The organism is Cupriavidus sp. SIMBA_020 (genome assembly GCF_046535395.1).
Classification (GTDB): Bacteria; Pseudomonadota; Gammaproteobacteria; order Burkholderiales; family Burkholderiaceae; genus Cupriavidus; species Cupriavidus campinensis.
This window is the reverse complement of the sequence record NZ_JAWRWU010000002.1, coordinates 399,039-422,760: the sequence shown is the minus strand read 5'-3', so window position 1 is coordinate 422,760 and position 23,722 is coordinate 399,039. Positions and strand designations below refer to the sequence as shown.

Here is a 23,722-nt window from a genome sequence, read left to right as displayed (position 1 = left end):
ACTCGCAACAGAACAGTAGCCGCATTCCTCGCCCCTCCCGCTCAGCGCGGCAAAATGCCAAGTTGCCGTCCGAAATCGCGCAGCCTGCGCGCAATCGGTCGAACCCAATGCATGTTGTGCTTTTGAATCAAGTATTGGTGGCGCAAGCTCTCAATGCGCGACGCGACGCGTCGCGGTACGTCGGAATTGGGCGATTCAGTCGCCAGCTTTTCCCCGGCGGCTCGCACTGCCTGGCACATACGTTCGATATCAGGGTGCGGGGACAACCGATGCAGTGCGGAATGCGTGAGGGCAGCCACGTCCAGAACCTCCACCGGTGGTTCTTTGTAACCCAGCACGGCAGCCAGATTCTCTGCGCAGATCAGCACCAGGCGCTCGAGAAACGGATTCGGTCCCGTGCGCGACATGCTCGCTGGTACTTCGCGATAGACCAGCAGCCGCTCCCGCAGATTTGCCACGCGTGTGTGCCGCGCCATGCGCGACCAAAGCTCATAATCTTCCGGGGGTTGCCGGGCGGGATCGGTGGTATATCCACCCTCCGCCTCGATCACCGACTTGCGCAACATAACCGAACTGTGCACGAACGGATTGTTGAACAGAAGTTCAAAGCTCAGTGCGCCATGGTCCGTCGGATGATCGTGCGTGCGATCTGTAGGCGTGTCGCCAATCCAGATCTCCGCTGCCGAACCTAGCAGGCCATGGTCTGGATGGCGTTCGAGGAAATCCACCTGCTGGGCAAAGCGTTCAGGGTGCGAAAGATCGTCCTGGTCCTGCCTCGCGACATAACGACCACGTGCCAACCCGATGCCCCGGTTCAATGTGCGGGCCAGTCCCATGTTGTCCTGATGAAACAGGCGAATCCGCGGATCGCGCAACGATTCCAGCACCTCAGCCGAGTTGTCCTTCGAGCCATCGTTGATCAGGATAAGCTCAAAGTCGTCGCACGTTTGAGTCAGGATACTGTGGACGGCTTTCTCAACGTCCGCCGCCCCATTGTAGACGGGCAAAACCACGCTGATAAGTGGTGTCCTCATAGTCGACTCCAAGAATTCGGAATCAGATCGCGCGTGTCATGGGCAGCCCCGCTGAACCAGCGTTCGGGCGCCACGACGATTTTCTCCGCATGGGGATTGAGCCACGCGGCCCACCAACTGAATGAGCTGTTGGCGATGATGTGATGACGGCATGCTTTCATCAGCGCCATGTCCCAGACGCCATGGTCGGCATCGTTCACATCGACAAGCGTCGCGGCATGGTCGAGCCGGAAGTTCTGACTGACCCACGCATGGTCGTCGGAGAATACAAAGAAATGCGGTGCACCGATGCATTCGGCCACGTGATTGACCGCGGCCCGGTAATAGTCGAGCGAGCAGACGCCATGATACTGGGCAGTTTGCGCATTGCTGACATAGTCACCGCGACGGATATGCAAGGACACCGCATTACCGCCTGCCGCACCGATTTGCTGCGCCAGCGCCAAATTGGCGTCATTCACGGGGGCTTTCAGCGTGAACTCCTGTCGCAGCAGATCGGCAATACCGCTGAAATATCGCTCGCTCTGCCAGTAGCCATCCAGATACGCTGGCGCGCCCGCGTGCGCCAGACGTCCATCATATGCAAACGAGGCTTCGCGTATCACGTTGGCCGGCCGCCGCACCCCGAGGAGTTTCATCGCCCGGTCAGCCAGGGAATTCGACTGCGATGTCACGCCCGCTTGCGCGAGTTCTTCCTCGGTGGCGACCGTGGCCCTGACGGCCAACTCGCCGAGCTCATAGCGCCGCAGGTCATAGTGTTCGAACCCCGAGGCATCGAGCAAAAGCGGCACGTCCAGCCGATGGGCGAGTGCACGCCCCGTTGCATACTGGAACATCTGGTTGCCGAGGCCACCAATGAGTTTGGTAATGATTTTCGACATTGCAATGAACTGGAATCCGACTAAGCGATGGGAAGCTTTCGCGCCTCGACCATGTAACCGACCGTAAACTGCTCGATTAGGCAATTACTCTCTGTTTGGCTCAGCAGCCTAGGCAGCCAGTCCATCAACACATAGGCCCGCGCGGGTGTCATCCCGTTCTTCATCTCGGTCATTGACCGTCCCGCACGGTGAACCTCTTGGGCCACGTGACGCAGCAATCCGCCAAGGGGCTTCATCTCGACGATCTCGCAACCGAATTCGGCCAGGTACCGTTCGTAGAAATAAGGCGAGAACCCACCATAGAAATGATAGGGCTCCTGATGGATGCCGCTGCCCAGCGGGGCTGTCAATAGGAGGCGCCCGCCGGGAGTCGTGACCCTCACAAGCTCACGTAATGCACGGATTGGATCCGGTACATGTTCCAGCACCTCGGTACATAGCACTACATCGAACACCCCGGTCTCAACCGGGATGTTCGTGATATCGCAGACGTAGTCGATGGCGCCGTAGTTCCATGTTTCCGGCAGTGGGCCATCCACGCTACCTTCGTACTGCGCAAAGTCTTGCGCTTTGTACGCCGTATGCGCGAGCAACCGCTTGTAGCGGCATTGGCCAGCTCCGGCGTCCAGCACGCGCGCGCCTACCGGCACTTCAGCAGCTTTCTTCGCGACCCAATCGTCGCGCCAGTACGCCGAAAAATTGATGACTTGATCGATGTCCTCTGGTGCAGCCGTTCGGTTGCCAGGATCGCCGAGCACGCCTTGTAACAGGCCTTGCGCTTGACCGGCCCCATCGGAAGCGAGTTGCTGGCCCAACGACACGGCGATGGCCGGCTGAACCTTCATCAAGTTCGTCAGGAGCGGCACAACATCTTCCGGCCGAGCCCGGACACCGCGCTCCGCGGAATATGTGAGTACCTTCAACAGCAATCGCTGCACAGATGCAGCCATTTTTGCCTTCATTATCTTCATTTTCCTTCACCCTGACGTCGATGCATCGAATAATCAATGGCAATCAATTGCCCTGCCACCGCGCCCGATCGACAAACAGCGTGTTGATATAGGTATCTGCGTAAGCGAAGTAGCCATATGCGGCAAGATAATCACCAATCTCAGGAATCTTCTCTTCTTCGCGGGTTTCACTGAAGGTCAATGTCTCCACGCAGATCACGGCCGGCCTGAATCGCCTCAGGTCAAGACTCTTGATTATCTCAACGTCCAGACCTTCCACGTCGACCGACAAAAAGTCGGGGGATACGTTGCCGAAATGTGTCTCGATGACCGTATTGATACTGACAACCGGCACCTCGATAATCCTCTCGACGCGGTGCAAGCCGGTGTCCTCGTACCTAGCTGCTTCGGTACTTGAAAACGTGTTCAGCGTTCGCGTTGACATTACATGAAACGGCAACACCGACACGTTCCCCTCACCAATCCCGACATTGAGATTAATGTCCCCAGAACGCTCCGCAAGGAATGCGCCGAACAAATCGGGATCCGGCTCCACATTCACGCCACGGCAGCCCTGGGTGTAAAAGAAATGTGTATTGCTGAGCCGCGTGGGATGGTGAGCACCGATATCAAGATATGTCGGCTTGGCGACGCCTATGGCACGAAAGACAAAGTCGGCAATCATGTCCTCGCCGGCTTGCGCAAAGGAGTATCGCCCCTCTCGGGCGATATCGCCGCATGCTTCGCCCGAGCGCGCGGGGTTCGTATTCGACTCTTTGCCGCGCAGGGTTCCGAGGATTTTTTTAAACATGCGTGCAATATTCAATAAATAAATTTGGCACCAGCCTCGCGCCCTCAAAGCCTGCGACAATCCCACTTCAAACGCGGACGGGAAACGCCCGGCAGTCCGCCGGTCCAGCCATGCCGACGTGGATCGACCAAACCCTGCTCATATACCTCGAAGCGCAACGCGTTTTCCAAAGCGAAATGGAGCGGATTCTCAAGCTCATAGCTGCTCAGGGCGGGCATGAGATTGAAGCGGCCGGTATTGAACTGATAGGGATCGATATGACAGACCACTTCATACTCACCAGCTACATCTGGTGCCGTGTTTTCCGGGAATGCGATAAACACGCGTCCTCCCCCTTCATCGTAGAAATGAAAGTTCGGTACAACCCGGTACGGCACATCCTTGTTGACGCGATAGCGCAATGCAATACTGAATGGCTTGTCGATGTCGAGGTGACCGGTCTCCTTACCGTCGTGATCCCGAATGCTGCCGCCCAGGCACGTTACGTAGTCCCCACAGTCGATCTGCACATTGACTTCCGGATCCGGCAACTGGAATTGCGCCTTATGCCACGCCCCTGACTCCGACTCATCGGTGAGGGTCCGCACGTAGGCCGTGGCGGCATCCTCAACGGGAGAAAACGAAACCACTTCCCCCTTCTTCAGATACAACGCCTTCTCGCACATCGACTTCACCGCGGCCATGCTATGACTGACAAACAGCACAGTACGGCCCGATCCGGTCAGTTCCCGCATCCGATCCATGCACCGCTTCTGGAAAGCCTGGTCGCCCACCGACAAGACCTCGTCAACGATCAAGATGTCCGGGTCCAGCCACGCGGATACCGAAAACGCGAGCCGGACATACATGCCGCTCGAGTAGTACTTCACTGGCGTATCGATGAATTTCTCGACACCCGAGAAACTCACAATTTCGTCGAACTTACGCAGAATCTCAGACCGAGGCATCCCAAGGATGGCGCCATTCAGAAAGATATTCTCCCTGCCAGTCAATTCCGGGTGGAATCCTGTACCAACCTCAAGCAGACTGGAAACCTTGCCCCGAATGGCGACCTGCCCCCGAGTCGGCTCGGTGATGCGGCTCAGGATCTTCAGCAGTGTAGATTTGCCCGCACCATTGCCGCCGATCACGGCAATGCGCTCGCCCTCCTTAATTTCGAAGGAGACGTCGCGGAGCGCCCAGAATTCTTCTGTGGTTGTCACTTCGCCTTCATCCATCACGGCATTACGCGAATGCCCTGCGCCGAATGGAAGCACCCTTGCAAGCTTGCGACCCAAGGCTTCCCGAATCGAGCGCGGCTGACTGCCGACCAGGTGGTTAATCAGATACTTCTTTGAAAGGTCTTCAACCTTGATTGCAGCTGTCATGATTTAGATCACATCCGCAAAACTGGCTTCCGATTTTCGAAAATAGCGAATCCCGGAAAAAATCAATAACAGGCCGGCGAACGCAGAAATCGCAACGCTCGGCCAGTAAAGCTGCGTCTCCCCGCCGAGAATACACCAGCGGAAGCCTGCAATGATTCCCACCATCGGATTGAACGAATAAAGCAGACGCCACTTCTCGGGAATCAGTTCCGCGGCATACCCCACCGGAGAGACATAAATGCCGAGTTGCAGGAAAAAAGGAATAAGGTGACGGAAATCCCGATACCGCACATTCAAGGCTGCCGCCCAAAGCCCCAGCCCCAACGAGAATGTGGCAGCCAAGACAACGAAGAATGGCAGGAACAGCATATGCCAGTCGGGCCAATGTCCGAACCAGAGCATCAGCCCAACAAGCAAAACCCCGGAAATCGTGAAGTCAACCAGACTGACCAGCATCGTACTGAACGGCACAATCAGACGTGGAAAATAGACCTTCGACAACAATTGGGCGTTGGTTACCAGACTATTACTACAATCCGTCAGGGAACTTGAAAAGAAATACCACGGCAGCATGCCCGCGAACACCACGAGTGAGTAGGGAATCGACCCCGACGACAAACCCGCGATCTTGCCAAAGACCACCGTAAATACCAGCATCGTCAGCAACGGGCGAATTAATACCCACCCTGCACCGATGAGCGTTTGCTTGTAGCGGACCAGAATGTCGCGCCACGCGAGGAAGTAAAGCAACTCGCGATGCATGAAGAAATCCGTCCAATAGTCTTTTGCAGACCGGCCATTGGCCAGAACGGTTATGTTGTCGCTCGCACTCATCCAATTTCCCACAAACTGCAGTCCATCCCTTTGGCGCTAGGATGCGCCGAAGGGCTATTTGTTGTAGTGATCCAGGAACCACCGATAGGTGTCTGCTACCCCGTCCTTCAGTTCAATACGCGCACTCCAGCCCAACGAACTGAGACGATCCGTATTCATCAGCTTGCGCGGTGTGCCATCAGGCTTGCCGAGGTCCTGAACGATACGCCCCTTGAAACCTGTGACATTGCCGATGATTTCGCCCAACTCGCGAATTGTCACATCGGTCCCGACCCCTACGTTGACGATGCCCTCGTCCGAGTAATGCTGCATCAGGAATGTCAGTGCATCGCCCAGGTCGTCGGCGTGCATGAACTCGCGGCGAGGCGTGCCCGTCCCCCACATCACCACCTCTTCGTCTCCGGCTTCCTTCGCTTCGTGGAACTTGCGCAGCAGCGCAGGAAGCACGTGAGAGTTCTGCAGATCAAAGTTGTCGCCGGGCCCGTAAAGATTCGTCGGCATCGCCGAGATTGCATCGAACCCGTACTGGCGCCGATAGGCTTGGCACATCTTGATGCCGGCAATCTTGGCAACTGCGTACCACTCGTTGGTCGGCTCCAGCTCACCGGTCAGCAGACAGCTCTCCGGCATTGGCTGCGGCGCGAACTTCGGGTAGATGCAAGACGAGCCGAGAAACAGCAGTTTGGTGGCGCCGTGTTGCCAAGCTGAATGGATGACGTTGGTCTGGATGGCGAGGTTGTCGCGAATGAACTCGGCTGGATAGGCGTTGTTGGCATGAATGCCGCCCACCTTGGCCGCGGCCAGAAACACATACTGTGGACGTTCCGCAACGAAGAAGGCTTCGACGGCAGCCTGATCGGTCAGGTCGAGTTCGGCATGGGTACGGAACAGCAGATTGTCGTAGCCCGAGGCACGCAGGCGCCGCACAATGGCCGAGCCCGCCAGGCCGCGATGGCCGGCAACGTAGATCTTGTCGTGAGTTTGCATTGCCGCCCTCACTCGTGATAGTTGAACGCTTTGAAGCCGGCTTCCTTGACGAGGCTATCGCGCCGGGCAAGGTCGAAATCTGCGGCCACCATTTCGCTGACCAGTTCGGCGAATGTGGTGCGCGGCGTCCAGCCGAGCTTTTGGCGCGCCTTGGTCGGGTCACCAAGCAGCGTTTCAACTTCCGCCGGGCGGAAGTAGCGGGGGTCCACGCGCACGACAGTCTCACCGGCCGCGACCTTGATCCCGGCGGCAGTCGCCTTTTGCGCGTCCACGCTGTCCACGATACCGACTTCGTCCACGCCCTCGCCCTCGAAGCGCAAGACGATGCCGAGCTCCGCGGCAGCCACCCGAACGAAGTCGCGCACCGAATACTGCACGCCGGTGGCGATGACGAAGTCCTCGGGATTCTCCTGCTGCAGCATCATCCACTGCATTTCCACGTAGTCGCGTGCGTGGCCCCAGTCACGAAGACTGTTCATGTTGCCAAGGTAGAGGCAGTCCTGCAGCCCAAGCGCGATGCGGCTAATTGCGCGCGTGATCTTGCGCGTGACGAACGTTTCGCCGCGCAGTGGCGACTCATGATTGAACAGGATGCCGTTGCAGGCGTACATGCCGTACGACTCGCGGTAATTCACCGTAATCCAGTAGCCATAGAGCTTGGCCACGGCATATGGCGAGCGCGGGTAGAACGGCGTGGTTTCCTTCTGAGGTATCTCCTGCACCAGGCCGTAGAGTTCCGACGTAGAAGCCTGATAGAAACGCGTCTTCTTCTCCAGACCCAGAATCCGGATGGCTTCCAGCAGGCGCAGGGTCCCGAGCGCATCGCTGTTGGCGGTGTACTCCGGGCTATCGAAGGATACGGCCACGTGCGACTGCGCGCCAAGGTTGTACAGTTCGTCCGGCTGTACTTGTTGAATGATGCGGATCAGGTTCGTGGAGTCCGTCAGATCGCCGTAGTGGAGAATGAAATTCCGCTGATCGATGTGCGGGTCCTGATACAGATGATCGATGCGGTCGGTATTAAACAACGAGGCACGGCGCTTAATGCCATGCACCTCGTAGCCTTTCTCGAGCAGCAGTTCAGCGAGGTAGGCGCCGTCCTGACCGGTGATGCCTGTAATAAGGGCGACCTTCTTCATTGCGTATCCTGTATTGTCTTTAAGCGCGGCCGTAAGAATCCTCGAAGCGGACGATGTCGTCCTCCTCCAGGTAGTCCCCGCACTGAACTTCAATCATGACGAGCGGCAGTTTGCCGGGATTCTCGAGCCGATGGCGGTTGCCGGCCGGAATATAGGTGGATTCATTGGTGTTGACCAGCAATTCTCGTTCACCGTTGATCACCTTGGCCATGCCGCTCACGATGATCCAGTGCTCGCTGCGGTGATAGTGCATCTGTAGCGACAGCGAAGCACCGGGTTTCACCTCGATCCGCTTGATCTTGAAACGGGACCCGCCTTCGAGCACGGTATAGGTACCCCACGGGCGGTGCACCTTACGGTGGATACGGCTGGCGGCGTGACCCTGGGAATTGAGTTTCCGGACGATTTCCTTGACGTCCTGCGCACGCGTCTTGTCAACGATCAGCAAGGCGTCGGCAGTGTCCACGACGATTAAGTCGGTGGCGCCCACCAGGCTGACCAGGCGGTCCTCGCTGCGAACATAGCAGTTCGACGAATCATGCAGCAGCGCCTCTCCCTCCACGCGGTTGCCGCAGCCGTCGGCGCTGGAAAGGTCGCTGATGGCGCTCCACGAGCCCACGTCGCTCCACCCAATCTCGCACGGCACGACGGCCACGGACGAAGATTTCTCCATCAGCGCGTAGTCGATCGAAATGTTCGGCACCTGTTCGAACGCCGCGGCGTCTAACGTTCGCTGGATCAAGTGTTCGCCGCGCAGCTGCTTCGACCGGCTCATGCATTCGCGCACCGCGTGCAGGACATCCGGCGCATGGGCTTCCAACTCCTTCAGCGCGGTACCAGCGGTAAAGCAAAAAATGCCGGCGTTCCAGAAATAGTGGCCGCTGGCGCAATATTCCACGGCCTTCTCGTGCGATGGCTTTTCTACGAAACGGCGCACGGCAGACCCATCGGCCTCGATATAGCCATAGCCGGTTTCAGGCCCGTCGGGATGGATGCCGAGCGTGACGAGTGCACCGTTCGCGGCAAGTGCACGCGCGCTGGCAATCGCCTGGCCGAACGCGTCCTGGTCGCGAATAACATGGTCGGCGGCCAGGATTAGCAGGATTGCATCGTCGCCATGGCGCTCCGCCACATCGAGAGCCGCGGCAGCGATTGCCGCCGCCGTGTTGCGTCCGAACGGCTCAAGAATGTAGGACGTCGCCACGCCCTGCGCGTTGACCTCGCGGTACTCGTCCTCCGTCTTGAAGAACAGGTCGCGGTTCGTTACCGTGAGAACCTCGGCGACGTCCGGTAATGCCGTGGCCCGCAGAAATGTCTTCTGCAGTAGGCTCTGCGCGTCCGAAAGCCGGATAAACGGCTTGGGATGCAGCTCGCGCGATACCGGCCAGAGTCGTGTGCCGGCTCCGCCCGAAAGAATCACAGGAACAAATGTCATAGCAATCGCCGACGTGGGCTTCCCGATAATATGAAATTTTAACATAATGGACGCGCCGCGAAATTCGCTTCATGCATGAAGCAAGTCTGCTGCACAGGGCGCGCCTTCTCCGCTGCGCCGCCGCCCGCTAAACCAGTGCGCGGATGACCTTCCGATAATGTGCGATGACATACCGCTCGTCGAAGCTCGATGCCATCTTGGCCCGCCCCGCGTCGCCCATGCGGCGCCAAGCGGCAAGGTCCTGTTGCTCCATCTCTTCCATCTTGGCCTCCAGATCCGCGGCATCGCGGGCGCGGCACAGCAGGCCGGTCTCGCCATCATCCACGACATCCTTGCAACCGGGCACCGCCGTGGCAATCACCGGGCGGCCCATCGCGGCCGCCTCGAGCAGGGCCCGGGGAATCCCCTCCCGGTACGACGGCAACACCACGCAGTGCGCCGCGCCGATCACGGGACGGATATCGCGTGCGACGCCAAGATACTCGATCACACCCTCCGCCACCCAGGCATCGATCTGCCGCTGAGCGATCGCGCTCGGGTTCTCGCCCCCGGGCGGCCCCACCAGCAGGAAGCGCATGTGCGCATGGCGCACCTTCAATGCGCGCGCCGCCTCCACGTATTCGCCGATTCCCTTATCCCATAGCATCCGGGCGATCAACAGGAATCGGAACTGGTCCGATGTCGGCTCGTCGGGCTGTGTCGGCGGCGCGAAAAAGTCCAGGTCGATACCCTCGCCCGGCAGAACCGTGCACTTCCTTCCATCCACCAGCCCGGCTGACTCGAACGCCATGCGGTCCTCCTGATTCAGGAACCACACCTGCCCCGAGAACCGCAGGGCAAGCCGGTACAACAGCTTGCTCACCACGGATACGATTCCGCGGTTGATGAACACATAGCCCAGCCCGGTGGTCACCGCAATTGAGCGGATACCGGCGAGCCGCGCCGCCATCGAGCCGTAGATGTTCGGCTTGATGGTGTAATGAAATATCAATGCCGGCCGTACCCGCCGATACAGCGCCAGCAGCGCCGCAACGAGGCGGAGGTCCTGGATCGGGTTGCGTCCCTGAGCCGACATCTCCATCGGGTGAAAACGGCAGCCCATGGCGCGCAGCGCGGGCACCTCGCTATCTTCCGGTGCCACCACATGCACTTCGTAGCCGTCGCGGATCAGGTCTTCCAGCAGACCATATCGGAAGCGGACCATCGACCAAGCCGTGTTGGCGCAGAAGAGCAGGACGCGCCGGCCCGGCAACGCATGGCTCTCGTCCCTCACGAGTGCGTCATGGCAATCACCATGCTGTCGCAGGCACTCTTCTGTCACGGCTTTCCCTCAGAACGGATTCTCGGCATCCCGCAGCAGCGGCGCGGCCGCATCGCGGGCATGCAGGATCGGGGCTTCCGTGCCCGGCCAGTCGATGCCAATGTCGGCATCGTTCCAGGCAATCGCGGCCTCGAACCGCGGATCGTAGTAATCCGTCATCTTGTAATGCACGTCGGCATACTCCGACATCACGATGAAGCCATGGGCAAAGCCCTCCGGCACCCAGAGTTGGAGGAAATTGTCCGCGGACAGGATCACCCCGACCCACTGCCGGAACGTTGGCGACTCGCGGCGCAGGTCCACTGCCACGTCGAACACCTCGCCGGCAGTCACCCGCACCAGCTTGCCCTGCGGCCGGCGAGTCTGATAGTGCAGGCCCCGCAATACGTGCCTGAAGGAGCGCGCCGCATTGTCCTGCACGAACTCGCGCTGGATGCCCGTCACCTGCTCGAACACCCTCGCGTTAAAGCTCTCCAGGAAATGCCCGCGCGCGTCCCGGAACACCCGCGGCGCCAAAATCAGGACATCCGGAATCGAGGTCGGCGTGGCCAGGAGGGCCGGTTGCTCACTCATCGGGATTTTTCCGAAATCAACCCGCGGAGATACGCGCCGTACGAGTTCTTCGCCAGGGCACTTGCCATCTGCTCGACAGCCTCCGCGCCGATCCACTTGTTGCGGAATGCGATCTCCTCCGGACACGCCACCATGAGCCCCTGGCGCTTCTGCACCGTGGCGATGAAGCTGGCGGCCTCGAGCAGCGAATCATACGTGCCGGTATCGAGCCACGCATAGCCCCGGCCCAGCACTTCGACCTCGAGCTGCGACATCTCCAAATATCGCTTGTTGATATCTGTGATTTCCAGTTCGCCGCGGGGCGACGGACGGATCTCGGCCGCGATATCGCAGACTTGGTTGTCGTAGAAGTACAACCCGGTCACAGCATAGTTTGAGCGCGGGTTGGCAGGCTTCTCCTCAAGCGACAATGCGCGAAACTGGTCATCGAACTCGACCACGCCGTAGCGCTCCGGATCGTGAACGTGATAGGCGAACACGGTTGCACCGCGCTCCCGAGCGGTCACGTCCTTGAGTTGCCGGATCAGCGCGTGCCCGTGGAAGATGTTGTCGCCGAGAATCAGTGTCGATGGATTATTACCGACGAAGTCACGGCCGATCAGGAACGCCTGCGCAAGCCCATCCGGCGACGGCTGCACCGCATACTGAAGGTTCAAACCCCATTTGCTGCCATCGCCCAACATCTCTGCAAAACGCGGCGTATCTTCGGGCGTCGAGATTATCAGGATGTCCCGGATCCCCGCCAGCATCAGCGTGGAGAGCGGATAATAGATCATCGGCTTGTCGAAGACGGGCAGCAACTGCTTCGACACCGACAACGTAATCGGGTAGAGCCGCGTGCCGGAGCCGCCGGCCAGAATTATGCCTTTGCGCATGGTCCAGTTCAGGAAAGAATCTGATCGATCAGGTAGTGGACGCCGTGCTGCCACTCCGGAAGATGAATGTCAAACGTCTCGCGCAACTTATCGGTGTTTAACCGGCTGTTGGCCGGGCGCCGCGCCCGCTGCGGCCAAGCCGAGGCTGGGATTGCGGCAATACCTTCGGGTTTCAACTTCAACGCCGCGCCCCGCGCCAGCGCATAGCGGACCACCTCGGTGGCGTAGCCGTGCCACGACGTCTCGCCTGCAGCCGCCAGGTGCCACACACCATCGGGGGCGACCTCAGCCCCGCCCTGCCCCCAAAGCCGCGCCACCACATGCGCGGTCGCATCCGCCACGAGCGCTGCAGTGGTCGGTGCGCCGAAACAGTCGGCTATCACTTCCATCCGATCCCGCTCGGCCGCCGCTTTCAAGATGCTCCTGGTGAAATTCGTGCCATGCGCGCCCGCCACCCACGAGGTCCGTAGCACAATGGCTGGTGCGCCAGACTCGGCGACGGCCTGTTCGCCGGCTAGCTTGCTGCGGCCATAGGCCGACAGTGGATTTGGCGCGTCCGACTCGACATAGGGCCGGTCCGCGGCGCCATCGAAGACATAGTCGGTAGAGTAATGCACGAACAGACTGCCAAGCGCCTTCGCTTGCATCGCCAGTACGCCCGGGGCCTCGGCGTTCACGGCGAAGGCTCGCGCCTCGTCCGTCTCGGCATCGTCGACTGCGGTATAGGCGGCGGCGTTCACGATCACGTCCGGACGCACCGTGCGCACAAGCGCGCGCAGCGCATCGGAATCGGCTAGATCGCAGGCAGCACGATCCACCGCTATCACACGGCCAAGCACCGCCATGCTTCGGCGCAATTCGAAACCGACCTGCCCGTTGCTTCCTGTTACAAGAACGACCCGAGCACGATGTGCCTTACGTGGCATATTGCATCGCCACCCATGATCGATACTCACCCGACATCACGTCCTGCGCCCAGTCTTGATGGTCGAGATACCAGCGTACAGTCTTGCGCAATCCGCTCTCGAAGGTCTCTGCCGGTTTCCAGCCCAACTCGCGCTCCAGTTTACGCGCGTCGATCGCATAACGCCGGTCATGGCCGGGCCGGTCTTTCACGAATGCAATCTGGTCGCGATATGAACCGCTCGCGCGCGGCTTCAGTTCATCCAGCAGATCGCAAATCGTATGGACGACTTCCAGATTGGTTTTCTCGTTCCAGCCGCCTACGTTATAGGTTTCGCCAAGCCGGCCCCGCGCCAGCACCTGGCGGATCGCCGCGCAGTGGTCGCGCACGTAGAGCCAGTCTCGGACATTCTGGCCATCGCCATATACCGGCAGAGCCTTGCCCGCCAGAGCATTGGCGATTATCAGCGGAATTAGCTTCTCCGGAAAATGGTAAGGGCCGTAGTTATTCGAACAATTGGTGGTCAGCACCGGCAGGCCGTACGTATGGTGATACGCGCGCACCAGATGGTCCGACGCGGCCTTGGAGGCCGAATAAGGACTGTTCGGCGCATAGGCCGTAGTTTCGGAGAACTGGGGATCGCCGGGGCCAAGCGAGCCAAAAACTTCATCCGTGGAGACGTGCAGGAAGCGGAACCCCGCCCGGGCCTCGACATCAAGTCCGGACCAGTAAGCCCTCACCGCCTCGAGCAATGTAAATGTGCCGACGATATTCGTCTGGACAAAATCGGCCGGTCCGTGAATGGAGCGGTCCACGTGGCTTTCCGCAGCAAAATGCAAGACCGCGCGGGGGCGATACTCGGCCAACAGGACGTCGAGTGCAGCGCGGTCGCAGATGTCCGTCCGCGAAAAAATATGACGCGAATCGTCGGCCAGCGAAGCGAGGGACTTCAGATTGCCGGCGTATGTCAGCTTGTCGACGTTGACAATACTGTCTGCAGCAGGCTCACTGAGCCAGTCGAGGACAAAATTGGCGCCGATAAACCCTGCCCCGCCCGTAACCATTATGTGCGACAAAACCCTGCTCCCTGCCTATCGATATTTTTCGAGTGTCCGGCAACAGCCGGGGCGCCGCCTCATCCCTTTCAGGATGGCGGATTGCTTATTCCTTGTGGAGGTGACGGTATTCTATCTGAGCAACCTGCCCCGCTCTGGCCCGACCCTCAACTTTTTGTAGCCTCTTGTAACCTTCGGCGAAAACGATTACGCGGAAATGCAGACATGCCTCTATTTCCGTGACACCCTTCACAGATGCTCAAAAATCCCGCTCCAACGTCTATCCCGTTTGCCATCGGCGACCTCCAGGGCTGCGCGCCGTCCCTGACGCCTCTCCTCGCCCAGCTTCCGTCCACCGCGCCGCTGCGCTTCGTCGGCGACCTCGTGAACCGGGGCCCGGCTTCGCTGGAGACGCTTCGCATGGTCAAGGACATGGTCCCGCGCGCCCGGACCGTCCTCGGCAACCACGACATCCACCTGCTTGCCGTCGCCGCCGGCGTACGCAAGAAGAGCAAGTCCGACACGCTAGACGACATCCTCGCCGCGCCCGATTGTGATGACTTACTCACCTGGCTGCGCAATCAGCCCTTGGCGATCCTGGAAGATAACTTCCTGATCGTCCACGCCGGCGTGCTGCCGCAATGGACCGCCCGCCAGGTCGTCGACTTGGCCAGCGAGGTCGAAGCCGAGCTCCAAGGCCCCAACTGGCAAGACTTCCTCGGCAATGTCTTCGGCAACGCCGCGGACCGCTGGCAAGACGACCTGACCGGCATCCACCGCCATCGCGTGGTCGTGAACGCCCTCACCCGTCTCCGCTTCTGTTCCGCGGACGGGGTCATGGATCTCAAAACCAAGGAAAGTCCGGGCGGCGCGCCAAACGGCGTCATGCCCTGGTTCGATGTGCCCGGCCGCCGTACCGCCGATGTCACCGTGGTCTGCGGCCACTGGTCCACGCTCGGACTGGTGACGCGGCCCAACCTCATGGCGCTCGATACCGGTTGCGTCTGGGGTGGCAAGCTGACGGCTGTCCGCCTCGCCTCCGCTCCGGCGGACCGGACCATCGTCCAGGTCGATTGCCCGCAGTATTCTGATCCGCTCGCCTGAGGCCGTCAGCCCCGCGCCAGCGGGGAAGCCCTGAGCCTCAGTTCATGGCAGCGGTTACCGGCGCCAGCGCCAGCGCCGGCTGGTGAAGCCGGTCGGCCACGGCGATGGCGGCCTCCGGCGTCCCCTGCGCGAGGTGAACCACCACTTCCCGCGCAGACTCCGCCAGCTCCCGCCGACTCGCCGACTGCGCCATCAGCTGCGGCCCAAGCGTCAGCCGCGCCTTGATCGGCGGCGACCGCAATATCATGTCGAGCGAATCCAGCAACGACAAATCGCCGATATACGCCGGCGCCGCCGTCGGCTCGCCGGTGGCCGCGTCCAGATACCGCAGCCCCACAGGCTGCACCGGCAACCCGCCCGAAACCGGCGCCTGCATCAAATTCGCATGGAACGGCAGCACCTCCGTCCCATCCGTCGTCGTCCCCTCCGGGAACACGCACACCAAGTCACCATCGCGCATCACCTCGGTGATGTGATGGAGCACCCGGTGCGCGTCGCGTTTGCGTCCACGCTCGATGAAGATCGTGCCGGTCTTCTCGCATAGCCAGCCAACGACCGGCCAGCTCCGGATCTCGGACTTCGCCACGAAGCGCGCCGGATGCCAGCTATGAATCACATAAATATCGAGCCAGGAAATGTGATTCGCCACCATCATCGCGCCACGCGGCGCGGCCTGGCCGGGCGCCAGGCCCTGCACTTCCACCTCCACGCCGCACAGCTTCAGCAGCTTGCGCGACCAGTTGCGGATCAGCCGCTCGCGCATCGCCACGCTGGCCCACGGGAACACCGTGGCGCAGATCAGCATGCCGCGCAGCATCAGCAGGATCAGCCGCGTCTTGCGTAACCAGATCATCGCAGGGGCTCTCAGATGATAGTGATCGACGAAGATCCGCGCAGATCAGCGCGCTTCGTGCACGATCTGGCCACCAACCAGTGTCATGCGCACGCGCCCTTCCATCTCGTAGCCGAGCCACGGCGAGTTCTTGCCCTGGCTCTTCAGCGCGCTACGCTCCACCTTCCACACCTGTTTCGGGTCGAACACGCAGACATCGGCCGCGCTGCCGGTGGCCAGCGTGCCGGCACCAAGGCCGATCACGCGGGCCGGCTCGCTCGTGATGCGCGCCAGCGCCTTCACCAGCGGCACCTTGTGCTCGTTGGCCCAGCGCAGCGTCAGCGGCAGCAGCAGTTCCAGGCCGGTGGCACCGGGCGAAGCCTCGTCGAATGGCAGCAGCTTCTCGTCGTCGTCCACCGGGGTGTGATCCGAGCACAGCGCGTCGATGGTGCCATCGGCCAGCGCGGCGATGATGGCATCCCGGTCCCGCGCGCTGCGCAGCGGCGGCGAGAAGCGCATCTGGCTATTGAAGAAGCCGATGTCCATGTCGGTCAGCGCCACATGATGCATGTTGACGTCGCACGACACCCTCAGCCCTTCCTTGCGCGCCTGCCGCACCAGTTCCAGGCCGGCAGCCGACGACAGCCGGCACAGGTGCACGCGCGCGCCCGTGGTGCGCATCAGTTCGAAGATCGTATGCAGGCGCACGGTCTCGGCGATCACCGACACGCCCGAGAGGCCCAGCCGCGACGCCACCGCGCCACTCGCCGCCACCCCGCCGCCGAGGAACGGGTCCTCGGGACGCAGCCACACCGTGTAGCCGAAGGTCTGCGCGTACTGCATCGCGCGCAGCAGCACCTGGGTGTTGCGGATCGGCATCTCGGCCTGGCTGAAGCCGACGCAGCCCGCCTCGGTCAACTGGCCCATCTCGGTCAGGATCTCGCCCTTGAGGCCCAGCGTCAGCGCGCCCAGCGGGTAGACGTGGGTCTGGTTGAGCGTGCGGGCGCGGAACTTCAGCATTTCCACCAGGCCGGGCTCGTCCAGCACCGGGTCGGTGTCGGGCGGGCAGACCAGGCTCGTCACGCCGCCGGCGGTGGCGGCGGCCACTTCGGACTCCAGCGTCGCCTTGTATTCATAACCGGGCTCGCGCAGCCGCGCAGAGAGGTCCACCAGCCCCGGGCAGACGATCAACCCGCGGGCGTCGATGGTCTTGTTGGCGTTGAAGTCGGCCGGCGCGCGGCCTACGCCGACGACCTTGCCGGCGGCGATAAACAGGTCCTGCTCGGCGTCGAGGTTCGCGGCCGGGTCGATCAGGCGGCCACCCTGGATGTGAATCTTCATGTTCTGTCGCTTGGCGTTCGGTTGTTCTGGGAGGCGCGTCTTAGTCGTTGTTACCGGCGACGATGCCCATGACGGCCATGCGCACGGCGATGCCGAAAGTCACCTGGTTCAGGATCACCGATTGGGAGCCATCGGCCACGGCGGAGTCGATCTCCACGCCGCGGTTCATCGGTCCCGGGTGCATGACGATGGCATCGGGCTTGGCCAGCGCCAGCCGCTCCGGCGTCAGCCCGTACGCCTTGAAGTATTCCTGCGCGGACGGCAGCAGCGCGCCGCTCATCCGCTCGTTCTGCAGGCGCAGCATGATCACCACGTCCACGCCCTTCAGGCCCTCTTCCATATTGTGGAAGACGCGCACGCCCATCTGCTCCAGCCCGGACGGCAGCAACGTGCGCGGCCCGATCGCGCGCACTTCCGGCACGCCGAGCGTGGTCAGCGCGTGGATGTCCGAGCGCGCCACCCGCGAATGCAGGATGTCGCCGATGATCGCCACCGTCAGGTTGGTGAAATCCTTCTTGAAGTGCCGAATCGTGTACATATCCAGCAAACCCTGCGTCGGGTGTGCGTGGCGGCCGTCGCCGGCGTTGATCACGTGGACGTGCGGCGCCACGTGCTCGGCGATCAAGTACGGCGCGCCCGAGCTGGCGTGGCGCACGACGAACATGTCGGCGGACATCGCCGAGAGGTTGTTGATCGTGTCCAGCAGCGATTCGCCCTTGCTGGTGGATGACGCGTTGATGTTCAGGTTCAGCACGTCGGCGGAGAGCCGCTTGGCGGCAATCTCGAACGTGGTGCGCGTCCGCGTGGAGTTCTCGAAGAACAGGTTGAACACGCTCTTGCCGCGCAGCAGCGGCACCTTCTTCACGTCGCGGTCCGAGTCGGAGAGCGAGACGAACTGGCTGGCGGTGTCGAGGATGTGCGTGATCATGTCACGCGACAGCCCCTCGATCGACAACAGGTGCTTCAGTTCGCCATTCTTGGTCAGCTGCGGGTTGCGGAACATCTTGGTCATGGCAGGTCGGGCGCGGGCAGGGTCGGTCTGGGTGGCTTGCGGCGTATCGGGTCGGGGCCGGTCAGGCACGGGCTTCGGTGGCGAAGGCGAAGCGCGTGGCGGCACCCTCGCCCTGGCGGGACAGCACCAGGGTCTTGTCTTGGGGCAGTTCGATGGTGGCCGCGGCAAAGTCGGCGGCAATCGGCAGGTTGCGGCCGCCACGGTCCGCCAGCACCGCCAGCGCCACGCGCCCCGGGCGGCCGTAGTCGAACAATTCGTTCACGGCGGCGCGGATCGTGCGGCCCGTGGCCAGCACATCGTCAATCAGCAGGATGTTGCGGTCCTGCACGTCGAAGGGCAGCGTGGTCGGCTGGGCCTGGCTGTGCAGGCCCTTCTTGGCGTAGTCGTCGCGGTGGAAGGCCACGTTGATCACGCCGTGGCTGTCGAGCTTCAGGTCCGCTGCCAGGCGCTCGGCAATCCAGGCGCCGCCGGAGTAGATGCCGGCCACGGACCACTTGGCGCGCTCGGCCGCCGGCATCAGCGCCTGGGCCTGGTCGCGCAGCGCGTGGTAGAGCGCCTCGGCGTCGGGAGTGGAGGTCTGGGTCATAGCGGAAGCTCGTCGAAATACTGTTGCAGGATGATGCGGGCGGCCTCGGCGTCCAGCGCGCCGCGCTTCGCCCCAGCCATGGCGGCCGCGCGGGAGCTGTAGCGCTCATCCACAAAGGCCACCGGCAGGTCGAAACGGCCGTTCAACTGGTTGCCAAAGCGGCGTGCAAGTCGCATGGAAGCTTGTTCGGCGTCGTCGGGGCCGGCTTCGGGGTTGACCGGCATGCCCACCACGAACTGCACCGGGGTCCAGTCGCGCACCAGCGCGCCCACGGCCTCGAAGCGGCCTTCCACGGTCACATTGGGAAGAATGGTCAGCGCGCGAGCCTGCCGGGTGATGAAATTGCCAAGCGCCACGCCGATTTTTTTCTCGCCATAGTCGAAGGCGAGGACGGTGCCGTCCGGGGGCGTCGCGCGCCCCGCCTGGTCAGGCATGCCCCGCCTCGCCCGAGAGCATCGTGAAATCTATGCCCAGCAGGCGCACTGCGGCGGCGAACCGCTCTTCGGGCGGCACACTGAAAATGATCTCGGGATCGGCCTGGACGGTCAGCCAGCCGTTACGGCTCAGTTCTTCCTCCAACTGCCCGGCGCCCCAGCCGGCATAGCCCAGCGTGAGCAGGAAGCGGTGCGGCCCGCTGCCGTTGGCCACGGCTTCGAGCACGTCCTTGGAGGTAGTCATCTCGAGCCCACCCGGCACCGCCAGCGACGACACATAGACACCAACCGGATCGTGCAGCACGAAGCCGCGCTCGGTCTGCACCGGGCCGCCGAAGTAGACCGGCTGATGGGCCACGGGCTGGATTTCGAGCTTGAGATCGATCTTGTCGAACAGCGTGGCCATGTCGATATCGATCGGCCGGTTGATGACCAGGCCGAGCGCGCCACGTTCGTTGTGCTCGCAAAGGTAGACCACGGAACCCGAAAAAGTCGGGTCGGCCATGCCGGGCATGGCAATCAGGAACTGATTCGTGAGATTGATTGGAGCTTCGGGCGTCGCCATGGCTGCATTTTATCAAATCGCCGCCGGTCGGCCCGAAACTTTCTGCCGGCCTGCGCAGCATCCGTCACCGGAGGTTCGTCGATACGGCCCGTCAGTCGGCCGGCTTCAGCGCGGCAAGGTCTTCCGCCGTGAGCCAGCGCCATTCGCCCGGCGCCAGTGCCGGGTCGAGCTGCAGGCGGCCGATGGCGCTCCGGTGCAGCCCGCTCACGTGGTTGCCGGCGGCGGCCACCATGCGTTTCACCTGATGGTACTTGCCCTGGATCAGGGTCAGTCGCAGGCTGCGTTCGCCGGTGATTTCGCAGCCTTCGGCGGCGATCGGGGCCGGTTCGTCGTCGAGTTTCACGCCGGTGCGCAGTGCCTCGGCCTGCGCCTCGGTTACCGGCTCGGCCGTGGTCACCTCGTAGAACTTCGGCACCTTGCGCTTGGGCGAGGTCTGGGCGTGGATGAACTGGCCGTCGTCCGTCAGCAACAGCAGGCCCGTGGTGTCGTGATCGAGCCGGCCCACGGCCTGCACTTCGCGCTGGCGCAGCGGTACCGGCAGCAGGTTGTAGACGCTCTCGTGGTGGCGCGGCCGCTGCGAGCACTCATAGCCGGCGGGCTTGTGGAGCATCAGGTAGGCCTTGGTGCAGGCCAGCCACGCCTCGCCGTCCACGGTGAGCTGCAGGCCATCCACCTCGAAGCGTGCGCCGGGGTCTTCGCATAGCTCGCCGTTGACCTCGACCAGCCCGGCGGCCACGAGGTCGCCACAATAACGGCGCGTGCCGAAGCCTTGGGATTGCAGAATTCGATCGAGTGTCATGGCCATGGGAATGCTCTGAAATGCGGATGTGATGCCGGGGTATCCATATGTTAGGGTACGACGATGCCAAGATCGTCCCAGCCCCAATCAGCGGATGCCGCCGGCCGCGCGCCGTATCGTGTCGACCAACGCTTCGAACGCGGCCTGGTCTGGTTCCGGCGCGACCTGCGCGCCGACGACCACGCGGCGCTGCATTATGCCCTTAAGCACTGCCGACAGGTATGGTGCGTGTTTGTCTTCGACCGCGAGATCCTCGATTCCCTGCTGGAACGGGGCCTCCAGGCGGACCGGCGCGTCGACTTCATCCTGCGCTCGCTGGCCCCGCTGCACGCGGCGTTGAGCCAATGGGGCGGCGGTCTGATCGTGCTCGATGCCATGGCGCGCGAGGCGATCCCGCAACTCGCGGCCGCCCTGGAAGCCGAGGCGGTGTTCGCCAACCACGACTACGAACCGTCCGCCAACGCCCGCGATGCCGCCGTGCGCGACGCGCTGGCCGCCGACGCCCGCCTCCTGTTCACCTTCAAGGATCAGGTCATCTTCGAGGCCGACGAGGTCCTGAACGGCCAGGGCGCGCCATTCGCCGTGTTCACGCCCTACAAGAACGCGTGGCTGCGCACGGTGCAGCCGTTCGACCTGCGCCCCTACCCTGTGGATAAGTACCGCCGCGCGCTGGCCCCGGTGCCGGCACGGTATGCCCGGGACCTGCCCACGCTGGCCGAACTCGGCTTCGCGCCCAGCAACCTCGCCGAGATCGCCATGCCGACCGGCTCGGACGGCGCCCATGCGCTGTTCGACGAATTCCTGGCCCGGATCGGCGACTACGGCCAGCGCCGCGACTTCCCTGCGCTGCGCGGGCCGAGCTACCTGTCCGTGCACCTGCGCTTCGGCACGATCTCGATCCGCACCCTGGCCCGCGCCGCCCACGAAACCGTGCTGCGCGGCGGCGCCGCCAGCGCCGGGGCGGCGGTATGGCTATCGGAACTGATCTGGCGCGACTTCTACTTCATGATCCTGCATCACCACCCGCGCGTGGCCGACGGCAAGTCGTTCCACCCCGAGTACGACGGCCTGCGCTGGGTCGCCCCGCAGACCGGCGAGGGCTACTTCCAGGCATGGTGCGATGCCGCCACCGGCTATCCGCTGGTGGACGCGGCGATGCGCCAGATCCGCCAGAGCGGCTATATGCACAACCGGCTGCGGATGGTGACGGCAAGCTTCCTGGTCAAGGATCTGGGTGTGGACTGGCGGCGCGGCGAGCAGTATTTCGCCGACCAGCTCAACGATTTCGACTTCGCAGCCAACAACGGCGGCTGGCAGTGGGCGGCCTCCACGGGCTGCGATGCGCAGCCCTACTTCCGGATCTTCAACCCGGTCACGCAATCGGAAAAGTTCGATCCGGACGGGAAGTTCATCCGCAAGTACCTGCCGCAACTGGCCAGCCTGCCGGACAAGTACCTCCACGCGCCGTGGACCGCGCCAGACGATGTGCTGGCGGCGGCGGGCGTGAAGCTGGGTGAGAATTATCCGAGGCCGATCGTGCAGCACGACATCGCCCGGCAAGAGACGCTGGCGCGCTACGCGGTGGTCAAGACGCCGAAGGCGAAGGCGGCCGCCCGGGCAAAGCTGGCCGAAGAAGAGAACTGAGAGAGAACTGAGAGAGACCGGCGAGAGAACTGGGTGGGTTGGCGGCTCAGGCCGCCAACATCGCACTTTCCCGATAATGCCGTTGGGCATCCTCGGGGCGTTCGGTTTCCTCGAACAGCCGGGCCAGCGCCAGGTGGGTGCGCACGCGCAGGCGGCGTTGCGATTCGGGATCGGCGTACTTCAACGCGCGCTCGAAGTTCGACTGGGCCTTGCCCCAGAGCTGCTCGCCCAGGCACAGCACGCCCAGCGTGTAGTACAAATCCGCATCGACCGGATGTTCGGTCAGCCATTTCTCGGCCTGCTGGATCTGCGGCAGGGCCTTGCCGCGCTCGGCGCATTCGGCGTAGCGCTGCACGAGGCGGCTGTCCCAGTTGACCCGGAGCGCTTCCTCGACAATGCGCCGCGCCTCGTTCTGGCGGCCCAGCGCCGAAAAGTAGCGCGCCGCCGGCTCGGCGATGCGCACCGCGTGCCGCTCATCGGGCGACAGCGAGCGCCAGAAGTGGTACAGCCCTTCCGCGTCATGGCGACGCTCGTCGAGCATCGCCTCCACGGCAAGCTGCTTGAGCCGCAGCGCCAGCACCGGGTGCAGCGCGTTGCGCTTCTCCAGCGAGCGCGCCAGCCGCAGGACCTCCGTCCAGTTCTTCAGATGCTGGTGCGCACGCAGCGCAATCCGTTGCACGTGGATCTGCCGCCCACCCTGTGACTGCAATTGGGCGATGGTTTCCAGCGCGCCCTCGGCGTCACGGGCATCGACCAGCAGTTCGGCCATGGAAACCAGCCGCGCCTGGGCGCGCTCGGGGTCCGTGACCTGCGCCATCCACGCGTCGCGGCGTTCCGATTCCTGCATCCGGTGCGCGGCCCGCGCGCCCACCAGGGCGGCGGTCTGCGCCTGTTCCGGCCAGGCCTGGGCGTCGCGCGCGGCGCGCTCGGCCCGGGCGAAACGTCCGGCAAACAGGTTTTCGATCGACTCGCGCAGCGCGGCCTGCGCCTTGCTCATGCGGCTGCGTTCGCGGTAAGCGGCGGCGCGGCGCGGCATTTCGGAGAGGTGGCGGAACGTGGTCAGGATCGTCCACACCACGAAGAACAGCAGCAACAGCAGCGCCAGCGTGAGATTCAGCGACATTTCCACCCGGTACGGCGGGTAGAAGAGCACCACGTTGCTGTGGTTGAACTGCGTGAACAGCGCCAGCCCGACGGCGCCGGCGAACAGGACCGCTACCCAGAACAGAAGTCGCATGG

Annotated in this window: 24 protein-coding genes; 2 read left to right on the top strand and 22 right to left on the bottom strand. The window is 62.5% G+C overall.

The features are described 5' to 3' along the window. Nucleotides 1-41: 41 nt before the first annotated feature. From SB751_RS06115 to rfbB, 14 genes are all read right to left on the bottom strand, one after another. A complete protein-coding gene (locus SB751_RS06115) occupies nt 42-1,034 on the bottom strand; it encodes a glycosyltransferase family 2 protein (protein ID WP_313818606.1) in 993 nt (330 codons plus the stop codon). Further along, entirely contained in the window at nt 1,031-1,915 is an 885-nt protein-coding gene (locus SB751_RS06110) for an alpha-1,2-fucosyltransferase (protein WP_313818605.1), read from the bottom strand. The genes SB751_RS06115 and SB751_RS06110 overlap by 4 nt, the downstream gene beginning before the upstream one ends. Before the next feature lie 20 nt (nt 1,916-1,935). Further along, a complete protein-coding gene (locus SB751_RS06105) occupies nt 1,936-2,886 on the bottom strand; it encodes a class I SAM-dependent methyltransferase (RefSeq protein WP_410747854.1) in 951 nt (316 codons plus the stop codon). 43 nt (nt 2,887-2,929) lie between these two features. Then, entirely contained in the window at nt 2,930-3,676 is a 747-nt protein-coding gene (locus SB751_RS06100) for an FkbM family methyltransferase (protein WP_313818603.1), read from the bottom strand. A 44-nt stretch (nt 3,677-3,720) separates the two neighbouring features. Beyond that, nucleotides 3,721-5,043 (bottom strand): ABC transporter ATP-binding protein, encoded by a 1,323-nt coding sequence (locus SB751_RS06095; protein ID WP_410747853.1) that lies wholly within the window; start codon nt 5,041-5,043, stop codon nt 3,721-3,723. 3 nt (nt 5,044-5,046) lie between these two features. Next, nucleotides 5,047-5,877, bottom strand: a complete 831-nt coding sequence (locus SB751_RS06090) for an ABC transporter permease (protein WP_313818601.1) — start codon at nt 5,875-5,877, stop codon at nt 5,047-5,049. Between the two features lie 54 nt (nt 5,878-5,931). Then, entirely contained in the window at nt 5,932-6,864 is a 933-nt protein-coding gene (locus SB751_RS06085; RefSeq protein WP_313818600.1) for a GDP-L-fucose synthase, read from the bottom strand. An 8-nt stretch (nt 6,865-6,872) separates the two neighbouring features. Next, complete coding sequence (gmd, locus tag SB751_RS06080) at nt 6,873-8,003, bottom strand: GDP-mannose 4,6-dehydratase (protein WP_313818599.1); 1,131 nt, start codon at nt 8,001-8,003, stop codon at nt 6,873-6,875. Nucleotides 8,004-8,022: 19 nt separating this feature from the next. Further along, nucleotides 8,023-9,438 (bottom strand): mannose-1-phosphate guanylyltransferase/mannose-6-phosphate isomerase, encoded by a 1,416-nt coding sequence (locus tag SB751_RS06075; RefSeq protein WP_313818598.1) that lies wholly within the window; start codon nt 9,436-9,438, stop codon nt 8,023-8,025. Nucleotides 9,439-9,565: 127 nt separating this feature from the next. Beyond that, nucleotides 9,566-10,711, bottom strand: a complete 1,146-nt coding sequence (locus tag SB751_RS06070; protein WP_313818597.1) for a glycosyltransferase family 4 protein — start codon at nt 10,709-10,711, stop codon at nt 9,566-9,568. Nucleotides 10,712-10,768: 57 nt separating this feature from the next. Continuing rightward, on the bottom strand, nt 10,769-11,332 hold the full coding sequence (gene rfbC / locus SB751_RS06065; protein WP_313818596.1) for a dTDP-4-dehydrorhamnose 3,5-epimerase: 564 nt from the start codon (nt 11,330-11,332) through the stop codon (nt 10,769-10,771). After that, on the bottom strand, nt 11,329-12,207 hold the full coding sequence (gene rfbA, locus SB751_RS06060) for a glucose-1-phosphate thymidylyltransferase RfbA (RefSeq protein ID WP_313818595.1): 879 nt from the start codon (nt 12,205-12,207) through the stop codon (nt 11,329-11,331). Before rfbA ends, rfbC begins: the two co-directional genes overlap by 4 nt. A gap of 8 nt (nt 12,208-12,215) precedes the next feature. Next, a complete protein-coding gene (gene rfbD, locus SB751_RS06055; RefSeq protein ID WP_313818594.1) occupies nt 12,216-13,133 on the bottom strand; it encodes a dTDP-4-dehydrorhamnose reductase in 918 nt (305 codons plus the stop codon). Then, a complete protein-coding gene (gene rfbB, locus SB751_RS06050) occupies nt 13,123-14,187 on the bottom strand; it encodes a dTDP-glucose 4,6-dehydratase (protein WP_313818593.1) in 1,065 nt (354 codons plus the stop codon). Before rfbB ends, rfbD begins: the two co-directional genes overlap by 11 nt. Before the next feature lie 234 nt (nt 14,188-14,421). Between rfbB and SB751_RS06045 the strand changes: the two genes are divergently transcribed. After that, on the top strand, nt 14,422-15,270 hold the full coding sequence (locus SB751_RS06045; protein ID WP_410747852.1) for a symmetrical bis(5'-nucleosyl)-tetraphosphatase: 849 nt from the start codon (nt 14,422-14,424) through the stop codon (nt 15,268-15,270). A 37-nt stretch (nt 15,271-15,307) separates the two neighbouring features. Here SB751_RS06045 and SB751_RS06040 read toward each other — a convergent pair whose 3' ends face one another. The 7 genes from SB751_RS06040 to SB751_RS06010 form a co-directional block, all read right to left on the bottom strand. Beyond that, complete coding sequence (locus SB751_RS06040; protein ID WP_313818591.1) at nt 15,308-16,123, bottom strand: lysophospholipid acyltransferase family protein; 816 nt, start codon at nt 16,121-16,123, stop codon at nt 15,308-15,310. 45 nt (nt 16,124-16,168) lie between these two features. Beyond that, nucleotides 16,169-17,443, bottom strand: a complete 1,275-nt coding sequence (locus SB751_RS06035; protein ID WP_144197977.1) for a dihydroorotase — start codon at nt 17,441-17,443, stop codon at nt 16,169-16,171. A 40-nt stretch (nt 17,444-17,483) separates the two neighbouring features. Beyond that, a complete protein-coding gene (locus SB751_RS06030; protein WP_092290639.1) occupies nt 17,484-18,455 on the bottom strand; it encodes an aspartate carbamoyltransferase catalytic subunit in 972 nt (323 codons plus the stop codon). A gap of 61 nt (nt 18,456-18,516) precedes the next feature. Next, nucleotides 18,517-19,041, bottom strand: coding sequence for a bifunctional pyr operon transcriptional regulator/uracil phosphoribosyltransferase PyrR (pyrR, locus tag SB751_RS06025; RefSeq protein ID WP_144197976.1), 525 nt, complete (start codon nt 19,039-19,041; stop codon nt 18,517-18,519). Then, on the bottom strand, nt 19,038-19,475 hold the full coding sequence (gene ruvX / locus SB751_RS06020; RefSeq protein WP_144197975.1) for a Holliday junction resolvase RuvX: 438 nt from the start codon (nt 19,473-19,475) through the stop codon (nt 19,038-19,040). The genes pyrR and ruvX overlap by 4 nt, the downstream gene beginning before the upstream one ends. Further along, nucleotides 19,468-20,040: a YqgE/AlgH family protein gene (locus tag SB751_RS06015; RefSeq protein WP_092290645.1), complete on the bottom strand. Its 573-nt coding sequence runs from the start codon at nt 20,038-20,040 to the stop codon at nt 19,468-19,470. The genes ruvX and SB751_RS06015 overlap by 8 nt, the downstream gene beginning before the upstream one ends. 91 nt (nt 20,041-20,131) lie before the next feature. Continuing rightward, nucleotides 20,132-20,839 carry a pseudouridine synthase gene (locus tag SB751_RS06010; RefSeq protein ID WP_144197974.1) on the bottom strand — a complete coding sequence of 236 codons (708 nt, stop codon included), beginning with the start codon at nt 20,837-20,839 and terminating at the stop codon, nt 20,132-20,134. A 63-nt stretch (nt 20,840-20,902) separates the two neighbouring features. Here SB751_RS06010 and SB751_RS06005 point away from each other — a divergent pair, with 63 nt between their 5' ends. After that, the gene (locus SB751_RS06005) at nt 20,903-22,483 is read left to right on the top strand and encodes a cryptochrome/photolyase family protein (protein WP_144197973.1); all 1,581 of its coding nucleotides are present in this window, start codon (nt 20,903-20,905) and stop codon (nt 22,481-22,483) included. Nucleotides 22,484-22,529: 46 nt separating this feature from the next. Here SB751_RS06005 and SB751_RS06000 read toward each other — a convergent pair whose 3' ends face one another. After that, a complete protein-coding gene (locus tag SB751_RS06000) occupies nt 22,530-23,720 on the bottom strand; it encodes a heme biosynthesis protein HemY (protein ID WP_144197972.1) in 1,191 nt (396 codons plus the stop codon). Nucleotides 23,721-23,722 lie beyond the last annotated feature (2 nt).